General features: G+C 64.1%; 21 protein-coding genes and 1 pseudogene. 9 read left to right on the plus strand and 13 right to left on the minus strand.

Going from position 1 to position 25400, the window contains the following annotated elements; genetic code table 11:
- Window positions 1–39: 39 nt before the first annotated feature.
- The gene (locus AC3ENJ_RS11265; RefSeq protein WP_431814118.1) at window positions 40–1743 is read right to left on the minus strand and encodes an alpha/beta hydrolase family protein; all 1704 of its coding nucleotides are present in this window, start codon (window positions 1741–1743) and stop codon (window positions 40–42) included.
- A gap of 233 nt (window positions 1744–1976) precedes the next feature.
- Window positions 1977–2894, minus strand: coding sequence for a hypothetical protein (locus tag AC3ENJ_RS11270; RefSeq protein ID WP_431814119.1), 918 nt, complete (start codon window positions 2892–2894; stop codon window positions 1977–1979).
- A gap of 84 nt (window positions 2895–2978) precedes the next feature.
- Here AC3ENJ_RS11270 and rlmC point away from each other — a divergent pair, with 84 nt between their 5' ends.
- Window positions 2979–4109, plus strand: a complete 1131-nt coding sequence (gene rlmC / locus AC3ENJ_RS11275) for a 23S rRNA (uracil(747)-C(5))-methyltransferase RlmC (RefSeq protein WP_431814120.1) — start codon at window positions 2979–2981, stop codon at window positions 4107–4109.
- Here the strand turns inward: rlmC and AC3ENJ_RS11280 are convergent.
- The 7 genes from AC3ENJ_RS11280 to AC3ENJ_RS11310 all read right to left on the minus strand — a co-directional run bounded on the left by AC3ENJ_RS11280 (window position 4106) and on the right by AC3ENJ_RS11310 (window position 13438).
- Window positions 4106–4654 carry a gluconokinase gene (locus tag AC3ENJ_RS11280; protein ID WP_431814121.1) on the minus strand — a complete coding sequence of 183 codons (549 nt, stop codon included), beginning with the start codon at window positions 4652–4654 and terminating at the stop codon, window positions 4106–4108. The two genes, rlmC and AC3ENJ_RS11280, sit on opposite strands and share 4 nt — an antisense overlap.
- Complete coding sequence (gene manD, locus AC3ENJ_RS11285) at window positions 4651–5880, minus strand: D-mannonate dehydratase ManD (protein ID WP_431814122.1); 1230 nt, start codon at window positions 5878–5880, stop codon at window positions 4651–4653. Before manD ends, AC3ENJ_RS11280 begins: the two co-directional genes overlap by 4 nt.
- 40 nt (window positions 5881–5920) lie before the next feature.
- The gene (locus AC3ENJ_RS11290; RefSeq protein ID WP_190808038.1) at window positions 5921–7456 is read right to left on the minus strand and encodes a glycoside-pentoside-hexuronide (GPH):cation symporter; all 1536 of its coding nucleotides are present in this window, start codon (window positions 7454–7456) and stop codon (window positions 5921–5923) included.
- A 223-nt stretch (window positions 7457–7679) separates the two neighbouring features.
- Window positions 7680–9470: a beta-glucuronidase gene (gene uidA / locus AC3ENJ_RS11295; RefSeq protein ID WP_431814123.1), complete on the minus strand. Its 1791-nt coding sequence runs from the start codon at window positions 9468–9470 to the stop codon at window positions 7680–7682.
- Window positions 9471–9508: 38 nt separating this feature from the next.
- The gene (locus AC3ENJ_RS11300; RefSeq protein ID WP_431814124.1) at window positions 9509–10933 is read right to left on the minus strand and encodes a mannitol dehydrogenase family protein; all 1425 of its coding nucleotides are present in this window, start codon (window positions 10931–10933) and stop codon (window positions 9509–9511) included.
- Window positions 10930–12339, minus strand: a complete 1410-nt coding sequence (uxaC, locus tag AC3ENJ_RS11305; RefSeq protein WP_431814125.1) for a glucuronate isomerase — start codon at window positions 12337–12339, stop codon at window positions 10930–10932. Before uxaC ends, AC3ENJ_RS11300 begins: the two co-directional genes overlap by 4 nt.
- 61 nt (window positions 12340–12400) lie before the next feature.
- Entirely contained in the window at window positions 12401–13438 is a 1038-nt protein-coding gene (locus AC3ENJ_RS11310; protein ID WP_431814126.1) for a LacI family DNA-binding transcriptional regulator, read from the minus strand.
- Window positions 13439–13567: 129 nt separating this feature from the next.
- On the opposite strand from AC3ENJ_RS11310, the gene AC3ENJ_RS11315 reads away from it, so the two are divergent.
- The gene (locus AC3ENJ_RS11315; RefSeq protein ID WP_431814127.1) at window positions 13568–14776 is read left to right on the plus strand and encodes an MFS transporter; all 1209 of its coding nucleotides are present in this window, start codon (window positions 13568–13570) and stop codon (window positions 14774–14776) included.
- Window positions 14777–14843: 67 nt separating this feature from the next.
- On the opposite strand, the gene AC3ENJ_RS11320 is transcribed toward AC3ENJ_RS11315, so the two are convergent.
- The 4 genes and pseudogenes from AC3ENJ_RS11320 to AC3ENJ_RS11335 all read right to left on the minus strand — a co-directional run.
- On the minus strand, window positions 14844–15593 hold the full coding sequence (locus tag AC3ENJ_RS11320) for a sulfite exporter TauE/SafE family protein (RefSeq protein WP_190782023.1): 750 nt from the start codon (window positions 15591–15593) through the stop codon (window positions 14844–14846).
- Between the two features lie 44 nt (window positions 15594–15637).
- Entirely contained in the window at window positions 15638–16741 is a 1104-nt protein-coding gene (locus tag AC3ENJ_RS11325) for a type I restriction endonuclease (protein WP_190782022.1), read from the minus strand.
- 275 nt (window positions 16742–17016) lie between these two features.
- On the minus strand, window positions 17017–17643 hold the full coding sequence (locus tag AC3ENJ_RS11330) for a flagellar basal body L-ring protein FlgH (RefSeq protein ID WP_431814128.1): 627 nt from the start codon (window positions 17641–17643) through the stop codon (window positions 17017–17019).
- Window positions 17644–17766: 123 nt separating this feature from the next.
- A pseudogene (locus tag AC3ENJ_RS11335) lies at window positions 17767–18222 on the minus strand (urease subunit gamma); the annotation flags it as partial.
- A gap of 239 nt (window positions 18223–18461) precedes the next feature.
- Between AC3ENJ_RS11335 and AC3ENJ_RS11340 the strand changes: the two are divergent.
- The 7 genes from AC3ENJ_RS11340 to AC3ENJ_RS11370 all read left to right on the plus strand — a co-directional run bounded on the left by AC3ENJ_RS11340 (window position 18462) and on the right by AC3ENJ_RS11370 (window position 25267).
- Entirely contained in the window at window positions 18462–19052 is a 591-nt protein-coding gene (locus AC3ENJ_RS11340) for a class I SAM-dependent methyltransferase (RefSeq protein WP_431814129.1), read from the plus strand.
- A gap of 55 nt (window positions 19053–19107) precedes the next feature.
- A complete protein-coding gene (locus AC3ENJ_RS11345) occupies window positions 19108–20175 on the plus strand; it encodes a DUF808 domain-containing protein (protein ID WP_431814130.1) in 1068 nt (355 codons plus the stop codon).
- 146 nt (window positions 20176–20321) lie between these two features.
- Entirely contained in the window at window positions 20322–21074 is a 753-nt protein-coding gene (locus AC3ENJ_RS11350) for a DUF5058 family protein (RefSeq protein WP_431814131.1), read from the plus strand.
- Between the two features lie 31 nt (window positions 21075–21105).
- The gene (locus AC3ENJ_RS11355; RefSeq protein WP_190782018.1) at window positions 21106–21849 is read left to right on the plus strand and encodes a hypothetical protein; all 744 of its coding nucleotides are present in this window, start codon (window positions 21106–21108) and stop codon (window positions 21847–21849) included.
- Window positions 21850–21861: 12 nt separating this feature from the next.
- Window positions 21862–23085: an amidohydrolase gene (locus AC3ENJ_RS11360; protein WP_431814132.1), complete on the plus strand. Its 1224-nt coding sequence runs from the start codon at window positions 21862–21864 to the stop codon at window positions 23083–23085.
- Window positions 23086–23206: 121 nt separating this feature from the next.
- Window positions 23207–23497, plus strand: a complete 291-nt coding sequence (locus AC3ENJ_RS11365) for a chorismate mutase (protein ID WP_431814133.1) — start codon at window positions 23207–23209, stop codon at window positions 23495–23497.
- Between the two features lie 942 nt (window positions 23498–24439).
- Window positions 24440–25267, plus strand: a complete 828-nt coding sequence (locus AC3ENJ_RS11370) for an arylamine N-acetyltransferase family protein (protein WP_431814134.1) — start codon at window positions 24440–24442, stop codon at window positions 25265–25267.
- The last annotated feature ends 133 nt before the right edge of the window (window positions 25268–25400 follow it).

Raw genomic sequence — 25400 nt, forward strand, 5'->3', positions numbered from 1 at the left:
GCAACCCGTGCCGCGGGCCCGGCCCAGCACGGCGCGGGGCTACAAGTCCGCCAGCAGATGATCCAGCATGCTCCTCCGGGATGCCGTGGCGTGCAACGAATGATCCAAGGGATCAAGCACGGTCACCGTGTGATTCGTGCTGATCGGGCCGGCGGTCACACCGGCGTGCTGAGCATCCGCGGGTCCGAAAATCACGTCCACCCGCAGCCCGGGGATCCGCGCCAAACGGCGCATCAGAGGATGGGGGACGTCAATGATTCCCACCGCGGCGGCCGCCGCGCTCACACGGGGATGAGCATTGGACGCCGCCCGTCGCGCGCCTCGCACGATGGTGCGGGCCACGGCGCCCAGTCGCTGCTCCAGCGACGGAGTGGCGGCGGGGTCACTACCACTCGGCTCGGCGGGTGCCTGTCCGGGGATGGCCGGTGCCAGGGGCCCGCTACGAAGCCCCTGGCGCCAGTACCGCCAGGGTGCCCGCTGCCAGCCGATGTTGTTCACCGCGTACAGGGACAACCGTTGCGTCACGTGTTTGGGCAACTGGTGGACACACGCGACGAGTCCCCACGCTCCCAGGCACACGCCCGCGGCCTTGAGGGGGCCGTCCGTGAGCCGCGCCAATTCCTCGAGCACTTCCCGGGATTCGGTGAGGGTGTATCGAACGTACGGGTTGGGATCCTGGGCGCGTCCGGGACGCACCAACTCACCGGTGTCCGTCCGTTCGGCGAGCAGACACACGGCCCCGCGCGCGGAGGCCGTGATCGCGGCTCGTGTCCACAGGGAACCCGGTGCCTCCATGGGTTCTGAACCCAGGGACACGAACGCCACCCCGGGCGCTGCCGGTTGCAGATCGTCGGGGATGGTGATGACGGCGGGGCGATGGTCCCTGCCGACCCGGGTGCGCCGGAGGTGAACCACGGTTCCGTCCACGGACAGCCTCACGGCGTGATTGGGTATCAACGACACCGCGCCGGGGGCAGGGGAACCGGGAAGCCGGTCAGCGACGGCCGCCACTGCGCCCGCAATGGTGGCCGCGGCCTCCGGCGGAACGCTGGCCACCCGGGGGTGAACGTCCACGGGGACGGGCTCCAGCTGCGGAGCGTCGAGAATGTCCAGGCCCCGGCCCGAATCCGCTTCCGGTTCGGGTAGCTGTTTCAGGGCGTTTGCACCTTCGGGGCCTAACTGGAGGTCCATGAGCTCGACCCCGGGTGTCACCCGGGCCGGCAGCTCGGGGCCTGCCATGCGACGCAGGGCCACCTGATGGCGCAGCCACAGTTTTCCCGACACGGGCGCCCACACGTGCCGGGAAGCCCACCCGTGTTCGTCGAAGGCCGCGAGTATGCTGCCGCCGAGCCGCATACCCAGCCCGTGCACGGGGCCGGCCTGCGCGGCCCATTCCCGGACGACTTCGAGGTCGTCCGCCCAGTTCTCGGCCGGTGCGGCCTCGGTCGTCCAGGGGCTCAGGCCCGTTCCGGCCCAGTCGAAGCGAACCACGCGCCAGCCGTCCGCCGCGAGGGTCCGAGCCACGTCAACGATGGTCCGGAACATGGTGACGCGTTCGCGGCCGGGCGATCCCGCGATGACCACGGTGCCGTTGCGTTCCGGCCCTGTTGGTCGGTGCACCGCCACGGACAGCACGCGGTCCTCGGCGTGGACCCACCCGTGCAGCACGTCGTCCGTAGGAGCGGTGCCGTGACGGTGGCGCGTGATCGAGCGCGGGCGGTGATGTGCGGGTGTTCTTAACACGATGTTCTCCCCCAAATGTGTCGGATCGGACACCGGCCCCGCGCAACCCTTCCCCAAGGGCCCATTGCCTGCGAAACCGCGCATCCGTGCCTGCTAAGACTATGACGATTTACCGCGAATTGGGTGGGAATTCAGTACGTTCTCTGCCATTTTCTGACGGGTGATTTACCAAGCATTGTGTTGCCGCTTGTCAGGGCGAAATAAGCTGCGCGGCCTTTAACGACACCGGCACATTATCCCCGCAGATCGATCCCAAATACGCGCTTCACCGCGGTGGTCACGTGTTTGCCGTAGCGCTGGGACGAGGGCGTGGAGGAGAAGGGGATAAAGCGTCCGGGAACCTCCGGGTGGGTGATCTTGCCGTGGGTGGGGCCCGACGTGGTCACGTGGAATCCTGCCGCCTTCAACCGGGCCAGCAGTTCACGGCGGTTGGTCGGATACCGCGTTCCACCGCCGCCGGGTTTGGCGCCGGTGCGCTCCAGGGAGTCGGGGCCGTCCGCCCACGTCTCGTCGGGTCTGCGAGCGAGGGCCCAGCCACTGCGGTAAATGCCCACCACGCGGTGTTCGGCCCGGTTGACCTGGACACACAGGTTCTGCCGCACGTAATAATCGGTGCGTCCGAGGTCCGCGGTCCACGTGTCCTCAGGGTCTGCAACAACCCCGCGGAGTTGATCCTCGGTCACATCCCACACGCCCTGCGAATGGACACCCGAGGCGGGCACGGTCAGCTCCGAGGGTGTGTCCGCGCCGGAGGAATCCGCGGTGTAGACGGCGCTCTCCGGGGCGGAGATCGTGGGCTGCACGCCCTTGCGTAATTGCGCCACGAAGTGGGCGATCAATGGATCCAGGCGCAGCGGGATCGAGGCCCGTGACGCAGCGGGGGGCGCCTCGCCCACCTTCCGCGGGCCCGGTCCCGGTTTGGGTGGGCCGCTCATGGGTGCGTTAGCGGCGCCGGTCACGGGTGCACCGGGCGCGGACGCCGCAACGGTGCCTTGTGGGGGATCGGCCGGGGGCGGCGTCGTCGGCTTCCAGGAGGAGTAGTCCACGGGACGAACGGTGAGCGCGGGATCTGTGCGACCGGTCATCACGGCGGGGGAGGGTTTGGGTGCGGTCATCTCGGATTTCCGGTGGCGGGCGGTGTTGGTAACCACCGTGCCACGCTTGGCGCCCGCGGACCAGTGGCGGGCCGCCGACTGCGCAGCGGGGCGCCGCGCCCGAACCGTAGAATCAACCGCGTGGATTGCGGTTATTACAACAAGGGACTTTGCCGGTCATGCACGGTGATCGAGGTGCCGTACGCCAGGCAGGTGGCCGATAAGCAACGGCTCGTGCGGGAGCTGGTGGCCCCGCATGGTGATCCCCGCTGGCTGGAGCCGGTGACCTCACCCGAGGCCGGTTTCCGCAACAAGGCCAAAATGGTGGTCGCCGGATCCGTGGGCGAGCCCACGCTCGGCATTCTCGACCAGCACGGCGGGGGCACCGATCTGCGTGATTGCCCGCTCTACCCGGAGCCCATTTCCATGGCGCTGGACGCGCTCGGGGAGTTCATCGCGCGGGTGCGCCTGCTGCCCTACAACGTGACCAAACGGCGAGGTGAGATCAAGCACGTGATCGTCACGGGCTCACCGGACGGGCGGCTCATGGTGCGGTTCGTGCTGCGTTCCACCCATCAGCTGCCCAAGATCCGCGACAACATGGACCTGTTGCGCGAGCTCGTGCCGCACGCGGACGTGGTCTCCGTGAACATCCAACCCGAGCACAAGGCCGTGCTCGAAGGGCCCGAAGAAATCATGCTCACCGAGCAGACCGAGCTGATCATGACGGTCAACGAGATCCCGTTGCGTGTCCGGCCGCGGTCGTTCTTCCAGACGAACACCCACGTCACCGCGCAGCTGTATCGGCAGGTGAGCGAGTGGGTGAACCGCGCCCGCCCGAGCACGGTGTGGGACGTGTACTGCGGGGTGGGCGGCTTCGCGTTGCACGTGGCCGGACCGTCGCGCGAGGTGACGGGAACGGAAATCTCCGCGGACGCCGTGGCCTCCGCCCGCGGGACCGCCGCCGCCATGGGCCTTACCGAATCCGGCCCGGGTTCCGTTCGCTTCACCGCCGACGACGCCGCCGCCGTACCTTCCGGACCCGCCCCCGACCTCGCGATCGTGAACCCCCCGCGCCGCGGACTCGACGCGGGGTTGTGCGAGTGGTTGGAAACGTCCGGGGTGTCGACCGTGGTGTATTCCTCGTGCAACGCCAAGACCCTGGCCCGGGATCTGGGTCGCATGCCCTCCCTGGAACCGGTCGAGGCGCGGTTGCTCGACATGTTCCCGCACACCGGTCACTACGAGGTGGCCGTGTTGCTCCAGCGTTAGGACTGCACCTGCGCAATGGCCCGAAGTTTACTGACGGCCTCGGTGACCATGTCCTCGACGGGCTGGTCGATGTCGAGCTTGTACCCGCCCTCCTCGACCTCCAGGGGCTCCAGTGTCTCGAGCTGTGACTGCAGAAGAGACGCGGGCATGAAGTGCCCGCTGCGGCCCTCAAGCCGGTTGGTCAGGACCGCGAGCGAACCGTCCAGGTGCAGGAACAGCGCGCCGGGGGCCTGCGAACGGATGCGCTCGCGGTACACCCGTTTGAGCGCGGAGCAGGCAATCACCAGGCCCTGGTTCTCCTCTCCGTACGTGTGCAGGCGCTGGCCCACGATGTCGAGCCAGGGCCAGCGATCCTCATCGGTCAGCGGAGTGCCGGAGGCCATTTTCTGCACGTTCTCAAGGGGGTGCAGACTGTCGCCGTCAATGAACTCCACGCCGAGCTCGCGGGCCACGAGTGTTCCGATGGTCGTCTTGCCCGACCCCGAAACACCCATGACCACCACGAGCGGCGCCACCTTGCTGCGCGCAACCACTGCGGGGCTCACCAGTCGTGAACCGTGCCGTCGGCAAGGCGGTTGTACGGCAGGTAGGCGTTGGCGTACTCGTACTTCTCGGCTTCGTCCTCGTCGATCTCCACGCCCAGGCCCGGGGTGTCCGAGGGGTGAAGCAGGCCGTTCTCGAACGTCATGTTCTGGCGGAAGACCTGGTTGGTCTTCTCCGAGTGCGGCATGTACTCCTGCAGGCCAAAGTTGTGGATGGCCATGCCCACGTGCATCTGGGCGGCGAAACCCACCGGGGACACATCCGTGGGCCCGTGGAAACCGGACTTGACCTGGTACATCGCGGCGTAGTCCATGACCTTCTTCAGGGGGGAGATGCCGCCGAAGTGCGTGGAGGCGCACCGGACGTAGTCAATGAGCTGTTCGGAGATCAGATCCTTGATGTCCCAAATGGTGTTGAAGACCTCGCCGATGGCCAGCGGCTGGGTGGTGTGCTGACGCACCAGGCGCAGCGCCTCCTGGTTCTCCGCCGGGGTGCAGTCCTCGAGCCAGAACAGGTCGTAGGGCTCCAGCGCCTTGCCGAGCGTGGCAGCCTGAATCGGCGTCATGCGGTGGTGGCCGTCGTGGAGCAGCGGCAGCTCGGGGCCGAATTCATTGCGCACGGCTTCGAAGACGGTGGGGATGTGGCGCATGTACGCGCGAGTGTCCCAATCCTCCTCGGCGGGCAGTGCCGCACGCTGAGCGGGCTCGTAGTCGTAACGCTCACCGGAGGACTGCGGCTGGGCCGCCACACCGTACAGAGCGGTGATGCCAGGGACGGAGGACTGCACGCGAATGGCGGTGTAGCCGTGTTCCTGTTCGGAGCGGATCGAGTCGAAGATCTCCTCGGTATCGCGCCCGGACGCATGCCCGTACGTGGCCAGGCCTCGCCGGGAGGCGCCACCGAGCAGCTGGTACACCGGCATACCGGCCACCTTGCCCTTGATGTCCCACAGGGCCATGTCCACGGCGGCGATCGCCGCCATGGTCACGGGACCGCGGCGCCAGTAGCCGGAGCGGTACAGGAACTGCCAGGTGTCCTCGATGTTGGCGGGGTCACGGTCGATCAGCAGCGGAACAATGTGGTCCGACAGGTAGGTGGCCACGGACAGTTCACGGCCGTTCAGCGTGGCGTCACCGATACCGGTGATGCCCTCGTCGGTGGTGATCTTCAGCGTCACGAAGTTGCGGGTGGGGCTGGTCACGATGACCTTGGCCGAGGTGATCTTCATGGATTTATCCTCTCCGAAAAATCAATGGTGGGTGTCGGTATCAGGCCGACGGCGCGTCGTCGTCATCCTTGGGCGGGATCACGGGGGCCTGGGTGGTCATGGGGTGGGAGTCACGAGCGGTGGGACCCACGCGGTCCTCACGGGTGGGGACGGAGTGCGGAATTTCCCCGTGCTGCAATTGTTCATGCCGCAGCTGACGGTTGGCCTCAATGGCCTTCATGATGTCCTTGAACTTGGCTTCGGTCAGCGGGTAAGCCGCCATGATCAGCATGGCACCCAGGAAGATGACAGCGGGAACCAAACCGGCACCGAGTGCCATGCCGCGAACGGTGTCCTCGGACTGGACGGCGGCGTCGGGGTTGAAACCGGCCCAGGTCAGCACGTAGCCGGCCACGGCCACGCCCACGGCCTGGCCGACCTTGCGGGTGAAGGAGAACGCGGAGTAGGTGGCGCCCTCGGTGCGGATTCCGGTCCTGTACTCGCCGTATTCCACGGTGTCCGCTTCCAGGGCCCAGGTCATGGTGTTGAGGATGCCCATGCCCACGCCCATGAAGAATAGGCCCAGCAGGCTCAGGGCAAAGGAATACCAGAGGAAGTTGCTGAGGGAGAACAACACGCCACCGGTGGCCGCCAGAACGGCCGCGTACATGAAGCCGCGCTTCTTACCCAGCACGCGTGTCACGGTGGGGCCGAACGGGCCCACGTAGAGCACCGCGCCCGTGGTGATGACGATGGAGATGGTGGCTACCCAGCCGGCCTCGGAATAGCGGGTCAGCACGTAGGTAGAAAGGTAGATGGTCAGCGCGCCGATCACATTCTGCGCGATCAGGTACAGCAAGGAGGAGCCGCACAAGCGCAGGAGCGGGCCGTTCTGCCGAACGGTGGCGATGGTCTCTTTGAGGGTCACGCGCTCGACCTCGCGGTACACGACCTCCTTGGAGGTGGCGAATGTCGTGAAGAAGAACAGCGCACCGATGACCACGAACGCCATGGCGGTGACGAGGAAGGTCGCGGCCAGGTTCTCGGCCCCCTTGATGCGCGGTGCCAGGAACAGGGAGAGCAACAGGATGGTTGCGCCGGAGCCCACCATGCGGGCCGAGGCCAAGCGGGAGCGGTCCACGGGGTTCTGGCTCATCGCGCCTGCCAGTGAGCCGTACGGAATGTTGACCATCGAGTAGAGCAGACCCATGAGTGCATAGCTGATGGTGGCCCAGGCCAGCTTGGCGCCGTAGCCATCCACGGGAATCCAGAAGCACAGCAAGTTGGAGAGCAACAGCGGGATCGAGTACCAGATCAGGAACGGGCGGAACTTGCCCCAGCGGGTCATGGTGCGGTCCACCATGCGGCCGGCAAACAGGTCCGCGAACGCGTCCCAGACCTTCACGATCATGAGGATCACCCCGGCGTGATCTGCCCGGATACCCACTACGTTCGTGTAGAAGAGCAGCAGGAACAGGCCGGTCATCTGGAAGGCGATGTTGCACCCGGCGTCGCCCAGACCGTACCCGACGAGGGTCCTGGGCTTGAGGTGCGGTGTGTTGATCGCGGGTATTTGCGATGTTGCTGGGACTGACATTCAAGGCTCCTTTGCCTGTGTGCCGATCCGCGCCCTGCGGCGCCGGTTCAAAGGTCAGCGAGGGGTTCTTCACCCTTGGTTACACCCAGCGTCCACCAGCGGGCCCCGTGAGTACCCGTGGTTTCCGTGAGTTGCCAACGGCGGTGTTCGGGTCGGTCGACGACACCGACCCCCGTGGTGGTGGGGCACCTGCGTATACCCACACCACGGGGTGACGGTGAACTCAGCGACCGAGCTTGCCCGCCCAGCGTTGCCGGAGTGCCCTCGCACCGGCCTTGGGGCGACGATCACGAGTGAAGGCACCCTTCTTGTTGCCGTCCACGCGGGCATAGCCGTACTTCGTCTGGAAGTCCGCAAAGTTCCACACGTGCTCGCCGATCATGCACTCGACCCGATCGAAGACTCGGTGGTACATGTCCAGGAAGGCCACCTGATAGTCCTCCGTGAAGGGCTGGTCGTAGATGGAGTGCATCCCGGCAACGGTGTCCGCGCCGTACTCGGTCATGATGGTGGGCTTGGCGTACTGCTCGTCCCACTGCCGCAGTTCCTTTTCCAGGGAGGCCTCAGCGGTGCGCAAATCACCGGTCTGGACGTACCAGCCGTAGTAGCGGTTGAGCATGAGCACGTCGAAGAGATCCGAGACGGTGCACGCACCGGCAGGGGCGAACATCACGTTCACGAAACCCACCGGTCGGCTGGGGTCCAGTTCCCGGGTGAGTTCCACCAGCGGTTCGAAGTACCCGCGGGCGCCTTCCGCCGCGGTGTCCGGCTCATTGGCGATGGACCACAGCACCACGGACGGGCGGTTCTTGTCCCGATCGACGAGTTCCCTGATGGCCTGCCGGTGGGTGGTCTGGGTGGAATCATCCACGTGGCCGGGCTCGAATGTCCCGCCCGCGGATCCGCCCATGATTCCCCCGGCAATGGCCCAGTTCAGGCCCACGGCGGCTGTTTCGTCAATCACCACGACACCGTGACGATCACAGTAATCCATGATGTCTTCGCTGTACGGGTAGTGGGAGGTGCGCAGTGAATTGGCGTTGATCCACTCCAACAGTTGGAAGTCCTGAATCATGTGCGCATCGGAATGGCCCTTGCCGAGAGTCTCATGATCCTCATGCATGCCGAATCCGGTGAAATAGAACGACTCCCCGTTGATGAGGAATTGCTTCCCCTCCACGGCCACAGTGCGCACGCCCACCTTCTGGGTGAACGAGTCCTTCAGTTCACTGCCCTGGGAAACCTCCATCACGAGGTCATAGAGGTAGCCAGCGCCGGGTTGCCACAGGGTGACGTCGGGGATCTCCACGGTGCCGCTCGCCCCGTTGGCCCGGGCCACTTCCGTGCCGTCCTCGTCCAGGACACGCACGGCCACGTGGGCGTCGTCGCCTCCGGTGACCGAGACCGCGTAGTCCACGGCCCCGGTGGCGCCCCGGTAGTCGGTGGTCACGGTGACGTCGTCCACGCGCACGGCGGGCACACTGCACAGCCACACGGAGCGATGAAGGCCCGCGTAGTTGTAGAAGTCGTGCTTGTACTCCTGCTGGTGCCGACCGTCCTCCAGCTCGATGATTTCGCCGGGGGGAATGGATGAATTGGTCAGCTCATTGTTCACGGCCACGCTCAACCGGAATGTCTCGCCCGCGGTGACATGGTCTGTGATGTCTGCTTCGAACGGCGTGTAACCGCCCGCGTGCTCCACCACCTTGGTGCCGTTCACGAATACGGTGCCCTCGTGGGTGGCGGACTCCAAGCGAACGAAAATGCGCTCGCCGTCCCAGCCTCGAGGCACGCGTACTTCGCGCTGGTACCAGTAGTAGCCCACATGGTTGCGGATTTTTTCGTCGTGGTAGAGGTCGTTGATTGATCCGGGAACCGGGGCGTCCAAGTGGCCGGTGAGGGGGCCGTTCTGCCAGTTGTCGGTCAGGCCCGTGCGGTCCCAGTCCACGGCAAAACGCCAGGTGCCGTCCAAAGTGACCATTTCTCGGGTGGGGGAGTTCTGCGGTCGTAACACTGCGCGGTCCCTTCCTTAGTGTTCGCGCATGTGGTGGGTCAGCGCAGCTCGTCGATGAGCCCGCCGAGCTGTGCCACCACATCCCGGTCTTGAGTAAGTTCTGCGTCCAGGAGACCCAGGAGTGCAAGCAGACGGTCCTGTCCGGTGATTTGGTTGGCCTGGAGCACCAGCTCCGAACGGGCGTCGGGAACCTCCGTGCGGCCGTCGAGGTAGGCGATCCACGCGGCGATTGAGCGGGCCGCGGCCGTTCCGGGGCGGCCGGCTTCGCGCTCGGCCTTCAGCACCGGCACGGCACGCATCTGGAGTTTGGTGGAACCGTCCATCGCGATTTGCGCCAGGTGGTGCGCGATCCGCGGGTTGGAGAACCGGTCCAACAGGGCCTCGCGATAGCTGGGGACGTCCAGTCCCGGCGTGGTCAGGTGCTGTGAGGCTTCGTCCCAGAACTCGTCCACCCAGGCGCGGCACACGGGATCCCCGATGGCGTCGGCCACGGTGGCGTGACCGCGCAGTTGCCCGGCGTACGCCATGAGCGAGTGGGAGCCGTTGAGCAGCCACAGCTTGCGTCGCTCGAAGGGTTCGATATCGTCCACGAACTCCGCGCCGGCCTTCTCCCAGTCCGGACGGCCCGCCGGGAACTCGCCCCGCAGCACCCAGCTGCGGAACGGCTCGGTCACCACGGGCACCCGGTCCGCGTAGCCGGTTTCCCGGGCCACGTCTTCCAGCACGGAGTCCTCCGTGCGCGGGGTGATCCGGTCGATCGAGGTGGCCACGAAGGACACATTGTCCTCGACCCACGCGCCCAGCGAGGGGTCAACGGCGGCGGCCAGCCCCTGAACGGCGTTGTGCGCGGCCACATCGTTGGCGGAGAGATTGTCGCACGACACCACGGCCAGGCCACCGGCGTCCTGACGACGTCGCTCGGCCAGTCCCACCACCACCTTGCCCGCCATCGTGGCTGGGACACCCACCGCGGCGAGGTCGAAAGCGCCGTCGACGAATGCTGCCGTGAGCACCTTAAGGTCGGCGGCCACGGGGGACTGGGCGGGGTCGAAAGCGAGGCCCTCGCCCAGGTTGTACGCGGCCTCGGTCACGGTGATGGTCAGCACCGCAGTGCTCCGCGCGGCCAACAGTTCCCACAACCGGGACACGTTCTCGGCGGGGTGGGCTTCGACGAGTGCGCTGATCACCTCGTACTCATCGCTGTCCGGGCCGCGTTCCACCAGTGTGTAGAGCCCGTCCTGGGATTCCAGGGCATGGGCGAGATCTGCGGAGCGACCCGAGAAGGAGGCGTAGCCCCACTGGGGGTGAGCGGCGTCGTCCTCGGAATGCTGCGTGTACCAGAGCTGGTGGGCGCGGTGGAAGGCTCCCAGCCCGATGTGAACCAGGCGCGAGCGCGGGGCCGGCGCAACGTCCACGGTGCTGCGGTCGAAGGGGCGCGGTTCGGTGGTGTTCGAGGTGGTCACAGCTTGAAAACCCTTCTGGGAGCGGCGTCGACGATGTCAACGATGATCTCGGCGGCGCGCTCCTCGCTGATGCGGTGTTCGGCCACGTACTTGGCCAGGAAAGCGGCCTCGGTGCGGCGGGAGGCGTCATGGCGGGCCGGGATGGAGCAGAACGCGCGGGTGTCGTCAATGAACCCGGACGACCGCGAGAAGCCCGCGGTCCCGGTGATCGCGGAACGCCAGCGGAACATGGCATCCGGTTCGTCGATGAACCACCACGGTGCGCCCACGTACACGGACGGGTAGAAACCGGCCAACGGGGCGATCTCGCGGGAGTAGACGGTCTCGTCGATCGTGAACAGCACGAAGTGGAAATCGCGCTCGTTGCCGAAGTCCCCGAGTAGCGGTTGCAGGCCACGGGTGTACTCCATGGCGAACGGGATGTCGTGGCCGGTGTCCGCCCCGAACCTGTCGAACGTTTCGGGGGAGTGATTGCGGTAGACACCCGGGTGGATGGTCATGACCAGGCCGTCCGCCACGGACATCCGTGCGAACTGGTAGGTCATGTGGGCTTCGAAGGCGTTGGCCTCCTCCACGGTGGCCTCGCCGCGCAGGCCTTTGTCGAACAAGCGGGCGGCGTCCGCCGGGTCCAGCTTGAGCGTGTTGGCGTTGAGCGTGCCGTGATCCGCAGAGACGGCTCCGCGATCGATGAAGTACGCGCGGCGATTCTCCATCGCGCGGATGTAGCCCTCGTACCCGGTGCGGCCCTCGCCGGCGGTGTCGATGAGCTTCTGGGCCTTGTCCGTGAAGCCCGTGCCGTGGAACTTCACGTACGCATCCGGGCGGAAGGTGGGCAGTACACGACCGGAGAACGAGGTGTCCGCGGCGATCTGCTCGTGAGCGGACAGGTCATCCAGCGGGTCGTCCGTGGTTGCCATGACCTCGAGCTTGAACTTCTCGAACAGTTCGCGCGGACGGAAATCGGGGTGCGCCACGATGTTCTGGAGCCGGTCGTAGAGCTCATCCGCGTTGGTCTCGTTGATGCGCGAGTCATCGATGCCGAACACGTTGACGAACTCGGAACGCAGCCAGTAACCGGAGGCGGTGCCGTCATAGAGGTGCCAGTTGCGGCAGAAAATGCGCCAGGCCTCGCGCGGGTCGGCGCCGCTGCTGTTGCCCACGTTGAGGTCGGAGAGGTTCACCCCGTTGGCGTGCAGCAAGCGGGTCACATAGTGGTCCGGGCTGATGAGCAGTTGGGTGGGATCCGGGAACGGGGTGTTGTCCGCAATGATCCGGGCATCCACGTGTCCGTGCGGGGAGACGATCGGCAGGTCCTCGACCTGCGTGAGAAGGTTGCGGGCAATGGCCCGGGTGTCCGGGTCAGCCGGCAGCAAACGGTCGGGGTGGGCTGCAATCGACGTTGACATACTCCCATCCCAGCCGCGAACACGGGCGCAGGCAATGGGTTGCCGTGAGTTGCTGAATTCCTCAGCCGCCCGCCAGGGGCAGCGCGCTGGATTCGCGGACCACCAGCCGGGACGGGACCACCACGGGTTTCGACGCCGTGTGCGTGGCTCCTCGAACCATGGCCAGCAGATTCTGCACGGCCGTGGTCCCAATCGCGTGCATGGGCGCCGCTACGGAACTCAATGATGGGCTGATCAGGTCCAGTTCCTGCACGTTGTCGAACCCGACCACGGCCACCTCATCCGGGATCCGCACTCTGTGCTGACGCAGTTCGCGCAAAAACCCCATGGCCATGAGGTCGTTGTAGAACACCACCGCGGGCACACGGTGGTCGAGCCAGTGCCGAGCTGCCCTGCGCCCACCCTCCGAGGTGGGTTCGAACGGACCCGTGCGATGGACTTTCAGCTCGAGCTCCAGGGCGGATTCGCGCAGTGCCCGCCAGCGCATGCCGTCCGACCAGGAGGCCTCCGGACCGGCGGCGTAGAGAATATTCCGCCTGCCGCTTGAAGCCAGGTGTTCGGCGGCCCGGCGCATGCCCCGGGCATTGTCCGGGACCACGGAGGCCACACCGTTGACCGCGCGGTTGGCCACCACCGTGGGCTTCTGCTTGGCCATCATGCGGATCGCGGAATCGGACATGCGCGAACTCGTGAGCAGCACGCCGTCCACCATGGGTAACGTGCGCTCAATGACGGCTCGTTCCTCACGGTCGTCCTCGTGCGTGTTGTTGAGCAGCACGAGATACCCGGCCTCCGACGCCGCTTCCTCCGCCCCGCGGATCAGCTCGAAGAACACGGGGTTGGAGATGTCCGCGAGCATCAGGGAGATCATCTTGGTGTGGCGCTCGCCGTCCAAACCCGACCGGTTGGCGGACGTGACGCGGTAGCCCAGCTCCTCGGCGGCTGCCCTGACCTTCTCAGCGGTCGTGAACGAGACCCGACCCGGACGGGCGAACGTGCGCGAGACGGTGGAGGGCGCAACACCGGCGTGGCGGGCGACGTCGTAAATGGTGGGCGCGGTGACCGGAGGTACCTGCGGGTCCCGTCGATCAGCGCTCATGGTTCGATTGTCATGAGTTGCCGGTGGAGAGTCAAAGGATTGCTTCAGCGGCCCAGTTGGTGATCCACCAGGCGGCACCTACCATGCAGTTTGTACCGCAGCGCATCTGGTGGATCGAGGAACTCAAGAGTGAACATCAAACCCTGGACGCGGGTGGCCGCCGGATTATTCGCGGTGGCGTGGGGCGGGAATGAGTTCACACCGCTGCTGGTCATGTACCGCCACGTGGAGGGATTCGGCCAAGTCTCGGTGGATATGCTCCTGGCCGCATACGTGCTGGGTATAGTTCCCGCCCTGCTGATCGGCGGGCCGTTGTCGGACCGGCACGGCCGCCGGGCACTGATGATTCCAGCGCCGATCATCGCGATGCTGGGCAGCGCACTCTTGGCGCTTGGTTCGGGCAGTCTCACCGTGTTGTTCATCGGTCGGGTCTTCTCGGGTATCGCCCTCGGGTTGGGAATGGCCGTGGGAACCTCGTGGGTCAAGGAACTGTCAGGTCGCCCGCACGAACCTCACCCGGAAAGGGTGTCAGGCGCTCGCCGGGCATCGCTGTCCCTGACCGCCGGTTTTGCCCTGGGTGCCGCGGTGGCTGCAACGTTGGCGCAGTTCGCTCCGTTGCAAACCGTGCTGCCGTATCTGATCAACATTGTGATCTGCATCCCCACGGTGTTCCTCGTGGCGGGCGCCCCGGAGACACGGGACACCGGGCGGCACGTGGGTTCCCTCTGGTCCGACTTGAAAATTCCCGCGGCCAAGCAACACCGTTTCTGGTTCGTGGTGGCGCCGTCCGCTCCGTGGGTCTTCGGCTGCGCGGCCTCCGGCTACGCCATCCTCCCGGCACTCATGGCGGAAGTGGTCGGGCCGGACTACGGCATTGCCTTCTCCGGGCTGTTGTGCCTGGTCTGCCTGACCTTCGGCTTCTTCATCCAACCGCTGGGCAAGCGCCTGGACCGGGACGGGTCAATTCGTTCCCTGGTGGTCGGCATGATTGCCGTGGTCATCGGCATGCTCAGCGCCGTCTTCGCCTCGGCCACCCTGTCCTTGCCGGTCGTGCTGGTCTCCGCGGCCATCCTGGGCTGCGGTTACGGCCTGGTGCTGGTCTCCGGGCTGCAGGAGGTCCAGCGTATTGCGCGCGTGGACGACCTGGCCGGGCTCACCGCGGTCTTCTACTCCCTGACCTACATCGGCTTCTTCGTGCCCATGGTGCTCGCGGTGATCTCAGAGGTCACCACCTACCCCTGGCTGTTCCTCTCCGGTGCGGTGATCGCCGTCGTCTGCCTGGGAATCATGGCGTACGGCAAGCGGCACGAGGTCCGGGAGTTGCCCGCCCGGAGGTAGCGGCGTGATTTATGGTTCCCTATCCCCGTTTTCCGCTCCGGGTTCGGTAATAGGGAACCTTAAATCGTCACCCGAGCAAGAGTCCCAGCGCGCCTCGCACCATGACGACGACGCCGCCCACCGCCGCCAGTCCCATCGCCAAGTTGGCGGCCGCCGCCTTGTCCAAACGACGTGAAAGCAATGTGCCCACGGTGATGCCCACGTAAATCGTGACAATCAGGGAACCGAATGCCACGATCACGGGGACCGGTAGCGCAAAGGGAACGCCCGCGATCAGCTTGGAGCCCACGGACAATGCCCCCAGGGACATGAACACCGGTTGCATGGTCGCGGCGAATCGCAGTTGATCCCAATTGGTGATCCGCGAATACACCACCATGGCCGGCGCGGCCACACCCGCCGTGGAGTTGAAGAGACCTCCGATCAGCCCGGCCGGAACCACGGCTTTGCGCTGTTTCACCTGCCCGGTGGTGTGAGCGAACTTGGTGATGGCCAAGGCCAGCAGCACCACCGCGCCCACGCCGATCTGGAGCCACTCCGCCGGGACCCAACGGACCACCAGTGCTCCGAGCAGCACGCCGGGAATGGCGGACAGGACCAGAACGGCCGCGTGTTTCCACTCGACCATCCTGCGCACGGCCACGGTGATCATGAGCCCCGAGCACACCGTGGCCGCGTTGGTCACAAGGACTCCTGTGGCCGGACCCATCAACAGCGACAGCACCGGCGCCACCACCAGCCCCACGCCGGTTCCCGACACTCGTTGCAGGATGCTGCCGATCAGGACGGCAATCAGCGCGGCGACGAGGATGAGCATGGGGTGCTTTCTGGAGACAATCGAAGTGTTTCGAGACTACCGAGTTACGTGGTGAGCCGCTCCACAGTCGCTCGTAATTCGTCACTCAAGGCGTAGATCTGTTCCAGCGAGTCGATCGGCCGCCGAGTTTCCTTCTTGTCCTCATCAAAAATGCCCACGTACTTTTGGCTGCGGTTGAAGTGGAGGCGAGCGATGCTTTTTCGATTGTTGTCATCCAACAGAACGGCGCAGTACGTTTTCGCATCCCGGTGGGTCACGCGCGAAACGTCAACCTGGTTGCACACAATGGCGCGAATGATATGAAAGCCGTCCAATTCCTCTACGGTAGTGACGATTCCGGCGTCGGACTCTCGGAGGTCCTTATCGGCTTCGTCTTGACTCTGGATGGCTTCGGCGGGGGCATCCTCGCCGGGAACCGGCGGAGGAGTTGAACCTGCACCCAATGCAGTGGCGAGACGATTATTCACCTGCTCATTGAGAAACTGTTGTGCCGCCTTGGCGACCAGCGGGGTGAACTGTTCCCGCACCTTTTGCGTGTACGCACCCTCGTAGACCCGGTTCGTGAAGAACTTGATCCACTCGTCAGAGGGTTCCTTGAACTGGCTGGCAATCGCTCGTTTGATTTGACCGACATACTTGAGCTCGCCCGCAGCGTTGATGATGGAGTCCAGATCGAACTCTGTCTTGCTCAGCTTCTGCAGCTCTGGGATGAGCGTCATATCGATGTCGGACAGATCGAGCACCAAGAAGGGCTTGGAATCCATTTTGTTCGGTGCATCGAGATCCGTATAGAACTTGTAGACCTCGCCGTTGGTCAAGATTGCAATGCGAGCATTTGTCACAGCGAAGTATCGAAAGAGCTGGGAGGCATGTTCGAGCGACAACGGAGCTCCAACGTGCTTGCACTCAATGAGCATCTGCACTTGGTTGTCCTGCACGATTGCGTAATCAATTTTTTCGCCCTTCTTGACACCGATGTCAGCGGTGAACTCTGGGACGACTTCTGCGGGGTTGAAGACGTCATAGCCGAGAATCGTGGAAATGAAAGGCATGACGAAAGCGTTCTTCGTGGCCTCTTCAGTTTCGAGGGCGGTCTTCTGCTGGGAAACCTTGTTCGCCAAGGCCGTTAACCGTTCTGCAAACTCCATTGTGTGCTCCTGGGGGGGGTGAGTTGTAGTACCACTGAGTATGCCCGTTGAGTATGCAATCTTGCGCGCAGGCGAAGCTGATTCTGAAAATTCGATGCGGAGACGGAGATTGACCAGCGAAGAGTCACCATGATGGGCGACGGCCGTGTATCAGTCATCTATTGCAATCGCTCGGACATCATTTGCTTTGCAGTACCTCGGAGGCGCTTATGAGACGACTAAGGCGCCACCGCAAGAACTGTCGGCGGCGCCTCAAGGCGTTACGTCATCATTGATTATTTCGACGTCATGTTCCATTCCCAGCTGGCGTCGCTGAGGACGTCGTTGAAAATCAGAGTTCCCGTCGGAGAGGGAACATCCAGAACCACCTTGCCTGTCACCTTTTCAGATGGACCGATCATGTCTGGAAGCATTTCATTCTCTGGGAAGCACGAGTACGTGGCGACGGTTGCGATATTGTTCGCCGTAGTGCCTTTCGGGGTGATGAATCCCCAGTTGTGACTGCCGAAGGAGTAGTCGGTGCCGTAGTAAAGCTTCTCAAACAGCTCAGAGGATCCTGTTTCAGCTGCAATCTGGACGGCCACTAGGTGGCCATTTTCAGATGGTTTGGGATAAGGGCCGGTGCATGCAGGATCCACTTCGATGTTCTGCACAGCAAAGTTGACCAACTTGTTATCTGAGTCGGTGGCCTCCGAGACGCCCGCGGGTTCTCCGATCCTCTTAATGGCATTTCCGCGTGCTGACTTATTGACCGAGTCGTCGTTCCCAGAGTTTCCCGCTGAACTTGCCGTAGCGGGATCCACGCTGGGTGCGGTGGGCTCGGGTTCGGCTTCTGTGGCCGAGCATCCAGCCATGATGATGGTTAGTAGCGCAATACTCAAAACAGGGGTGAGCTTCTTCATATTTGATCTTTCAACAGGGGGACCTCTCTCAGCGCCCGACCAAGATGATTACACAACGAGGACGTGTATTGACGGAGAGGTAACTAACATGCTCAGAATAGTTGAAATATCAAGTAGGTCCGCTTATGACGTGTGCCGCGCCAGTCGCACTACCGCGAACCTGTCCCACACTTTCAGCAGGGCGGCGATCAACCGCAGTCCAGCTTCACCCAGCTCGATGTCCGTGAACCACAACGTGATCGGGGTTGCCCAGCCCGAATGCGATTGCTTGGTGACCTCAAGGTGCACGGTGGGCGGCCCGCATTCCACAGGCTGGGTTCCCCGGAAAGTAACTGTTCGCCGGGGTTCCCTGGTGAGTTTTGATCGGATGGGGTGGTGGACAGTCACGAACTCGGTGCCGTCACGAAAAGATGCGTCAACCTGGTCATCCCGGATCATCTCCGAGATTCCTTCTCTGATGTCTTCGCGGGTCAGGATGATCGTGACCCAAGTCATGAGGTCGGACACCGAGCGACCGCTGCGAGCGCCCTCGAGCAGTTTGTGCGTGATGATGGCCACGGCCTCGGGATGGTTGACTTTGAGACTGCGCGCGGTAGCAGGGGCATGGTGGCTCCGTGATCAAGGGCTGAGCGTGGCGGGTCGAGGGTAAGCCGTCCGCCTTTTGCTAGGTCCTATGACCACGTTGTTAGACCTGTGAGTCAGGGAAGGCGTTGTTGTGTTTCGTATGTCTTGAGCGGCGGGCGGTCCCTCAGCAGGGCGATAGGTGAGCGGACCCCCTCCCTCGGTACGCTGACCGTGTGGTTGAACAAAGTCAGTGGATGAAACAGGTCGAAGCCAACCCGGGGCACTCCCGGTGGTACATCGAGCGGTTCCGGCAACTCGCGGCCGCCGGGGAGGACATCGTGGGCGAGGCCCGGTTGATCGATGCCATGGTGGCCCGCGGTTCCCGAGTCCTGGACGCCGGTTGCGGCCCCGGACGCAACGCGGGCTACCTGCATGCGGTGGGGCACGGCGTCGTCGGCGTGGACGTGGACCCGGCCCTGCTCGAGGCCGCGCGCGAGGACTATCCCGGCCCCGAGTACGTGGTCTCCGACCTCGCCGAAATGGACTTACCGGCCCACGGCATCACCGAACCCGTGGATGCCATCCTGTGCGCGGGCAATGTGATGACGTTCCTCGCGGCGAGCACGCGCGAGGAAGTGCTGCGGCGCTTCGCAGCGCACCTCGCCGAGGACGGTCGCGCCGTGATCGGCTTCGGCGCGGGCCGCGGCTATTCCTTCCAGGAATTCTTCGACGACGCCGCTGCGGCCGGTCTTGAGCCGCAGCTCCGGTTGGCGAGCTGGGACCTGCGCCCGTTCACCGAGGACAGCCAGTTCCTGGTGGCGGTGTTGGGCAAACGGGTGGGTTGATCTGGCCGTACCCTTACTCCAAACGCATTGCTCCCCACCGAATTGAGGAACGGTCATGGCTGTTGGGTTGGCCGCACTACTGGATGACATTGCCGCGCTCGTGAAGTTGTCCGCGGCCAGCGTTGACGACGTCGCGGCGGCGGCCGGTCGCGCGAGCGCCAAGGCCGCGGGTGTCGTGGTGGACGATGCCGCGGTGACCCCGCGCTACGTGCACGGCGTGGACCCCAGGCGCGAGCTCCCGATCATTTGGACCATCACCAAGGGTTCGCTGCGCAACAAGCTGCTCTTCATCCTCCCGGCACTGCTTCTGCTGAGTCAGTTCGCGCCGTTCCTGCTCACGCCGCTGCTCATGCTCGGTGGCACCTACTTGTGCTTCGAGGGCGCGGAAAAGGTCTACGAGCATTTCTCCAGGAAGGACCACGCACCCGAGGAACCGGCTACCGAGCGAGGGGCCGAAGCCGAGAAGAAGGTGACGTCCGGTGCCATCCGCACCGATTTCATCCTCAGCGCCGAGATCATGGTCATTGCTCTGAACGAGGTGGCCGCGGAAAGCATTTGGGCCCGTGCGATCATCCTCATTGTCGTGGCCATCGTCATTACGATCGCGGTCTACGGTTTTGTGGCGCTGATCGTGAAGATGGACGATATTGGCCTGTCCATGGCCAAACGCGAATCCGAAGGCGCGCAGAAGATCGGTATGGCCCTGGTCAAGGCGATGCCCTGGCTGCTGAAAATCATCTCCATCGTGGGTGTCTTCGCCATGCTGTGGGTGGGTGGCCACATCATCCTGGTGGGCATGGACGAGTTGGGCCTCACCGCTCCCTATGAATGGGTCCACCACCTGGCCGAGCCCGCCCACCACATCGCGGGCATTGGCGGTGCGCTGGCGTGGCTGATCGAGACGTTCTTCTCGCTCCTGCTGGGGCTGGTGTGGGGTGCGGTCATCGTGCTGATCGTGCACCTGCTGCCCTTCGGCAAGAAGGGCCACGGCCACTCCGAGGGCCACGAGGGTTCCGAGGAGCGCGCGGACGCCGGCGCCCAGCTGGGCGCGAGCGACGACGACGACGCCGCTGGTGCCGGCTCGACCGCTCATCGCGCGGATTCGGGCGGGGGCGCCCCCTGAGCGATTAATCACTGTAGATGCAGTGACTATGTAAAAAACACCACCTAAAGCGTGATCCGTAGCACGAAATACGAGATATTTCGTGACACGGGTCACGCCGTGTGTTTTTATGGGGGCGTTCAATTTTTCTGATCCTCGGAGTTCCCATGCACATCCCCACTGCTTTCGACGGCGGTTCCACGGACATTCTGGCCGCAGCAAACACCCCCATCCTGTGGATCTGCGCCCTGGGTGTCTTTGCGGTCATCGTTGTTCAGACCCTGATCTACGTTCGCGCGGTCCGGCAGGCCGCGCCCGCCGTGGGCATGACCTCCGATGAACTCAAGACCTCGTTCCGCACCGGCGCCGTGTCCGCCATCGGTCCGTCGCTGGCCGTGGTGCTCGTGGCCGTTGCCCTGCTCACCGTGTTCGGCACGCCCGCCGTGCTGGTGCGCATCGGCTTGATCGGCTCCGTCTCCTACGAAACCGCCGCCGCGAGTATCGCCGCCGGCACCATGGATGCCGAGCTGGGCGGACCCACCTACACGCAGGGCGTGTTCGCCGTGGCGTTCATGGCCATGAGCCTGGGCGGCGCCATGTGGATGCTCGCCACCTTGATTTTCACGCCCATCCTCAAGCGCGGCGACGCCAAGCTGCGTCGCGTGAACCCGGCTGTGATGACCGTGGTTCCCGGTGCCGCCATGCTCGCAGCATTCTTCGCCCTCGGATTCGCCGAGTTGCCCAAGTCCGGTTATCACGTGGTGGCGTTCTTCTCGTCAGCGGCCGTGATGGGCGCGTGCCTGTACCTGGCCAAGCAGCTCAACCTCAGGTGGCTGCGCGAATGGGCCCTGGGCATCGCCATCCTCACGGCCCTGGGGCTGACCTACGTGGCTGTCTCCTCCGGGCTATTCGCGGCCTGAACCGGTTTCTGAGATCTCAAAGGACTAACTTATGACTACAGTGACCGGCCACGAGGCCGCTCTCCAGACTTTCGACCGCACCACCGCCCGCTGGGGTCGCCTCACGATGATCGTGGGGTTGCTGATTTCACTCGCGGGCCCGGCCTACTTGGTGTTCCTCAGCGGCCTGGAAGTTGACCAATCAAAGATCATCACCGCCTTCCTCGCCATCGCGGGAACGTTCGCGGTGATCTGGATCGTGGAGCCGCTGACCTACTACCCGATCCTCGGGCAGGCCTCGATGTACCAGGCGTTCATGATCGGCAATATCTCCAACAAGCTGCTGCCCTCCGCCTTGATCGCGCAGTCTGCCGTGAACGCCAAGCCGGGTACCCGCCGGGGCGAGCTCGCCGCAGTCATGGCGATCAGCGGTGCGGCCATGGTGCACCTGTTCTCGTTGCTGATCTTCGTGGGTTTCATGGGCACGTGGCTCGTGAGCGTGATCCCGCAGGACGTCACCAAGGTGGTGCAGACCTACATCCTTGCTTCCGTGCTGGGCGCCGTGGTCGTTCAAGCCATTGTCTCGCTCAAGCAGCTGCGCGCCACGATCATTGCCATCGTGGTCTCGGCCTCGGTGGTGTTCCTCTTGGTTCCGGCCATCCCATCCCTGGCGTTCTTCAGCACAGCCATTGCCGTGATCTCCACCGCCGTACTGGCATGGTTCCTGAGGGACCGCTCCGCGCGCCTCGTGGACGACTCCGAGGACGCTCAACTCGTAGACACTCGCAACCGATAGGAACTGCTACTCATGGCCGCTCAGTCACTTGAACTCACCGATGACCTCCGAAGCCGCATGCATGAGCTCTATCGCGAACTTCACGCGGCACCGGAACTGTCCATGCAGGAACACCGCACCGCGGAGCTGATCGAGGAGCGCTTGACCGCGCTGGGAATCGAGAATTTCCGTAGTGGCGGCAGCGGCGTCGTCGGCGTACTGAAAAACGGGGAGGGGCCCGTGGTCGCTTTCCGCGCGGACACGGACGCTCTGCCCCTGGCTGAGGACACCGGCGTGGAGTACGCGAGCACGGCCATGGGGCAGCTTGACGACGGCACCGAGGTGCCCGTGATGCATGCGTGCGGGCACGACACGCACATGTCTGCGGCGCTCGCGGCGGCGGAGATTTTTGCCGGCGCCACGGACGCGTGGTCCGGGACCATTGTGTGGATTTTTCAGCCGGGTGAGGAGACCGCGGCCGGTGCCAAAGCGATGCTGGAGGACGGGCTGTGGGACAAGGCGCCCAAGCCCGAGGTGGTTTACGGCCAGCACGTGATGCCCGCGTTGGCCGGGACCGTCAGCTACTCGGTGGGCGATGCGATGGCCCTGGCGGATTCGTGGAAGATCACGATTCACGGGCAGGGCGCGCACGCGTCGCAACCGCAGGACTCTATTGACCCGATCGTGCTGGGTGCGCACATGATCACCCGCATTCAGACCGTGGTCTCGCGCGAAATGGATCCGCGGCGCGCAGCCGTGGTCACGATCGCCACGTTCCACGGCGGGTTGAAAGAGAACATCATTCCGGCGACCGCGGAGTTCACGCTGAACGTGCGCACCTTCGACCCGGCCATCCGCGAGAAGGTGCTGGCGTCCTTGCGACGGATCATTTCCGGGGAAGCTGCGGCGTCCGGGGCTCCTGAGCCGACGATCGAGGTGCTATCGCAGTTTCCTCGGAATTACAACGATCCCGAGGCCACCGCCGTGGTGATTGAGGAGTTCACGCGCGAGCTCGGTGAGGATTCCGTGGTCGAGGTGGAACCGATGATGGGTTCGGAAGACTTCGGCGCGTTGGCCGAGGCCATCGACGTGCCCTCCGTGTTCTGGTTCTTCGGCGGCCACCCGGCGGAAGTCCTGGAGGGCGACGGACCCGTCCCCGTGAACCATTCGCCGTTCTTCGCGCCGGTCATGGAGCCCACGCTGTCCACCGGCGTCAAGGCTGCGGTCACCGCGTTGGCCTCACGGGTGGGGAAGTAGCGTTCCGGGATGTCGGCGGCGCCGGTTGCACAGTAAAGCGGCGCATCCTCCGATGGTCTGAAGCCGGCGGGGACGGTAACATGCCTGTCCGAGCACGTGGGAGAGCCGTTAGTGTGGCGTTATGGACGCTCAAATGCCGCACAACATCGAACAGGTCCGCGCAGCGATCGACAATATCGACGCACAGCTGATCTCTCTTCTGGCCGAACGGCAGTCCTTCGTGGTCCGGGCAGGTGAGGTGAAAGCCGGCCGGGGAATACGGGACGCCCACGATCCCGAACGTGTCGAATCGATTCTGCGGGCACGCCGCGCACAGGCAGTAGACGCCGGACTGGACCCTGAGGTTGCCGAGCGGATCTGGAAAGAACTCCTCGCCGCATTCACCGACTACGAGCAGAACGCCGGGCGGTAAACAGCAGATCTGACGAGCAACATGAGCCCTTGGCCGCAGGTCTATCTACCCGCTGGAAAGGCTCCGTTAGATGCAGGCTTCAACGTTTCCAGTCTCTGGGTTCACGTAACAGCCATTGCCGTCATGGATGAGACCATCAATCTCTTCGGGCGGCGGCCAGGGAAATCCCTCGGCTGTTTCTTGAGGTTCAGAGGGGTTCTCCGAGAAGTGCTCCGCCTGGATTTCACCACTCATCTTGCAGCGACCTAGAGCAGGGTCGAAGCATTCGGTTCCCACCTGGTACTCGAATCCTGGTTCCACATAACCCTCGTAGGAGTAGTACTCATCCGAGGGGCCCACGTACCCTCCGGCATTCTGCCCCTGCTCTTGCTGCTATTCACCGGTCGTAACCGCAGGGGCGGGTAAAGGCGCATTGGAACCGCCGTACTCGGAGGATTCCTCGGTGATGGGTGAAGGCACCATCGAGGAATTCACATCAAAAGGGGAGGCAGACTTCGGCCGGGCCGACTTTGTGGGAGAAGGTTCTGAACTCACAGTATTTTTCGGAGACGACGATGACTCCTGGTCTCCCTGCCCACTTCCTGAGCAGCCGACTAATGCGAGCAGTATTAATGGGGTACAGGCAGCGGTTCGAATGTGCACGGGATACTCCTTTGGGGGGTGTGCTTGGATCTTATCCCCAGCTGAGAATCGTGCAGGCTGATGCACGGTAAAGCCATTCGGGGCTAAGGTATGCATTCTGACCGACGGCAAGACCGACAAGAACGGTGATTCTGGTCAAAGCGTCGAGGGGATTGCAGCTGGTCTGCAACTTGGGTCGTAGCGTTAACCAGAAAACGGCTGGCGGGGAACGCAGGATCGAAACGTAGACGACATTACGGGTCGACATAGTCACGACAGTCAGAGAATGTGTAGTGAGGACGATTCAACGAGGAGAGCGTGATGGTCGAAAGCACCGCGGCGGTTTCTGAATGGCGGATCGGTGAATTCGACGTACCCGGTTACCTGCGCGCCGTGGGTGTTGAACCGGGGCCTGCGAACCTCGATCTACTCGAACGGCTGCACCGCGCGCACGTGTTCACATTTCCCTTCAGCAACGTGGAAGTGCTGTTGGGTGATCACCCGGGCGTGAAGCCGGCGAACGTCCACGCCCAACTGGTGGAGCGGCGTCGTGGGGGCTATTGCTTCGAGCATTCCCAACTGTTAGCCGCGGCGCTGGAAACCTTGGGGTTCAGTGTTCGACGCGCCCTGGGACGTGTGCGCGGCGTGGACAGTCCGCGCACTCACATGACGGTGCTCGTGGACGTCGACGGTGCTCGCTACCTGTGCGATCCCGGGTTCGGGTTCAGCGTGACCGGCCCGATTTCTTTGGCCGACGGTGCTGCGCGATACGAGGGTGACCGCGTGTTCTCGGTGGGCCGCATCGATGACGAAGGCTGGCCCCTGTGGGCGTTCCGGCGAGGGGACGCGTTGGAGCACGTGCTGGACGAGTCCACCGTCCACGCGGTGGACGTCGAGATGGGCCACAGGAAGACATCCACGGATCCGACATCGGTGTTCCTGAATCATCTGATGGTCATGAAGCACACACCGGAGGGACACATCACGGTCACCGAATCCGGAACGACCGTTCGAGCGCCCGGTGAACCCACGGCGCAGACGTCGCTCGAACCGAGCCACGTGGTGAACAAGGTCCGTGAGGTGGGAGTGACGCTCACTGATCGGGAAGCGAAACGCCTCACCGAGATCGTGGAGCGGCTGCGGGACTGAGACCCCGGCGGGTGCCCAGGGGTGGGACATTGCGTATCAAAAGTTCCTTCATATTCGCGCACAGCTTTTCAGGGGCCCTCTGACCTGGCAAGATGTGTTCTTGGCTTGGCCTCATCCCCCTAGAAGTGCCCTG

Source organism: Kocuria sp. cx-455, assembly GCF_057707085.1.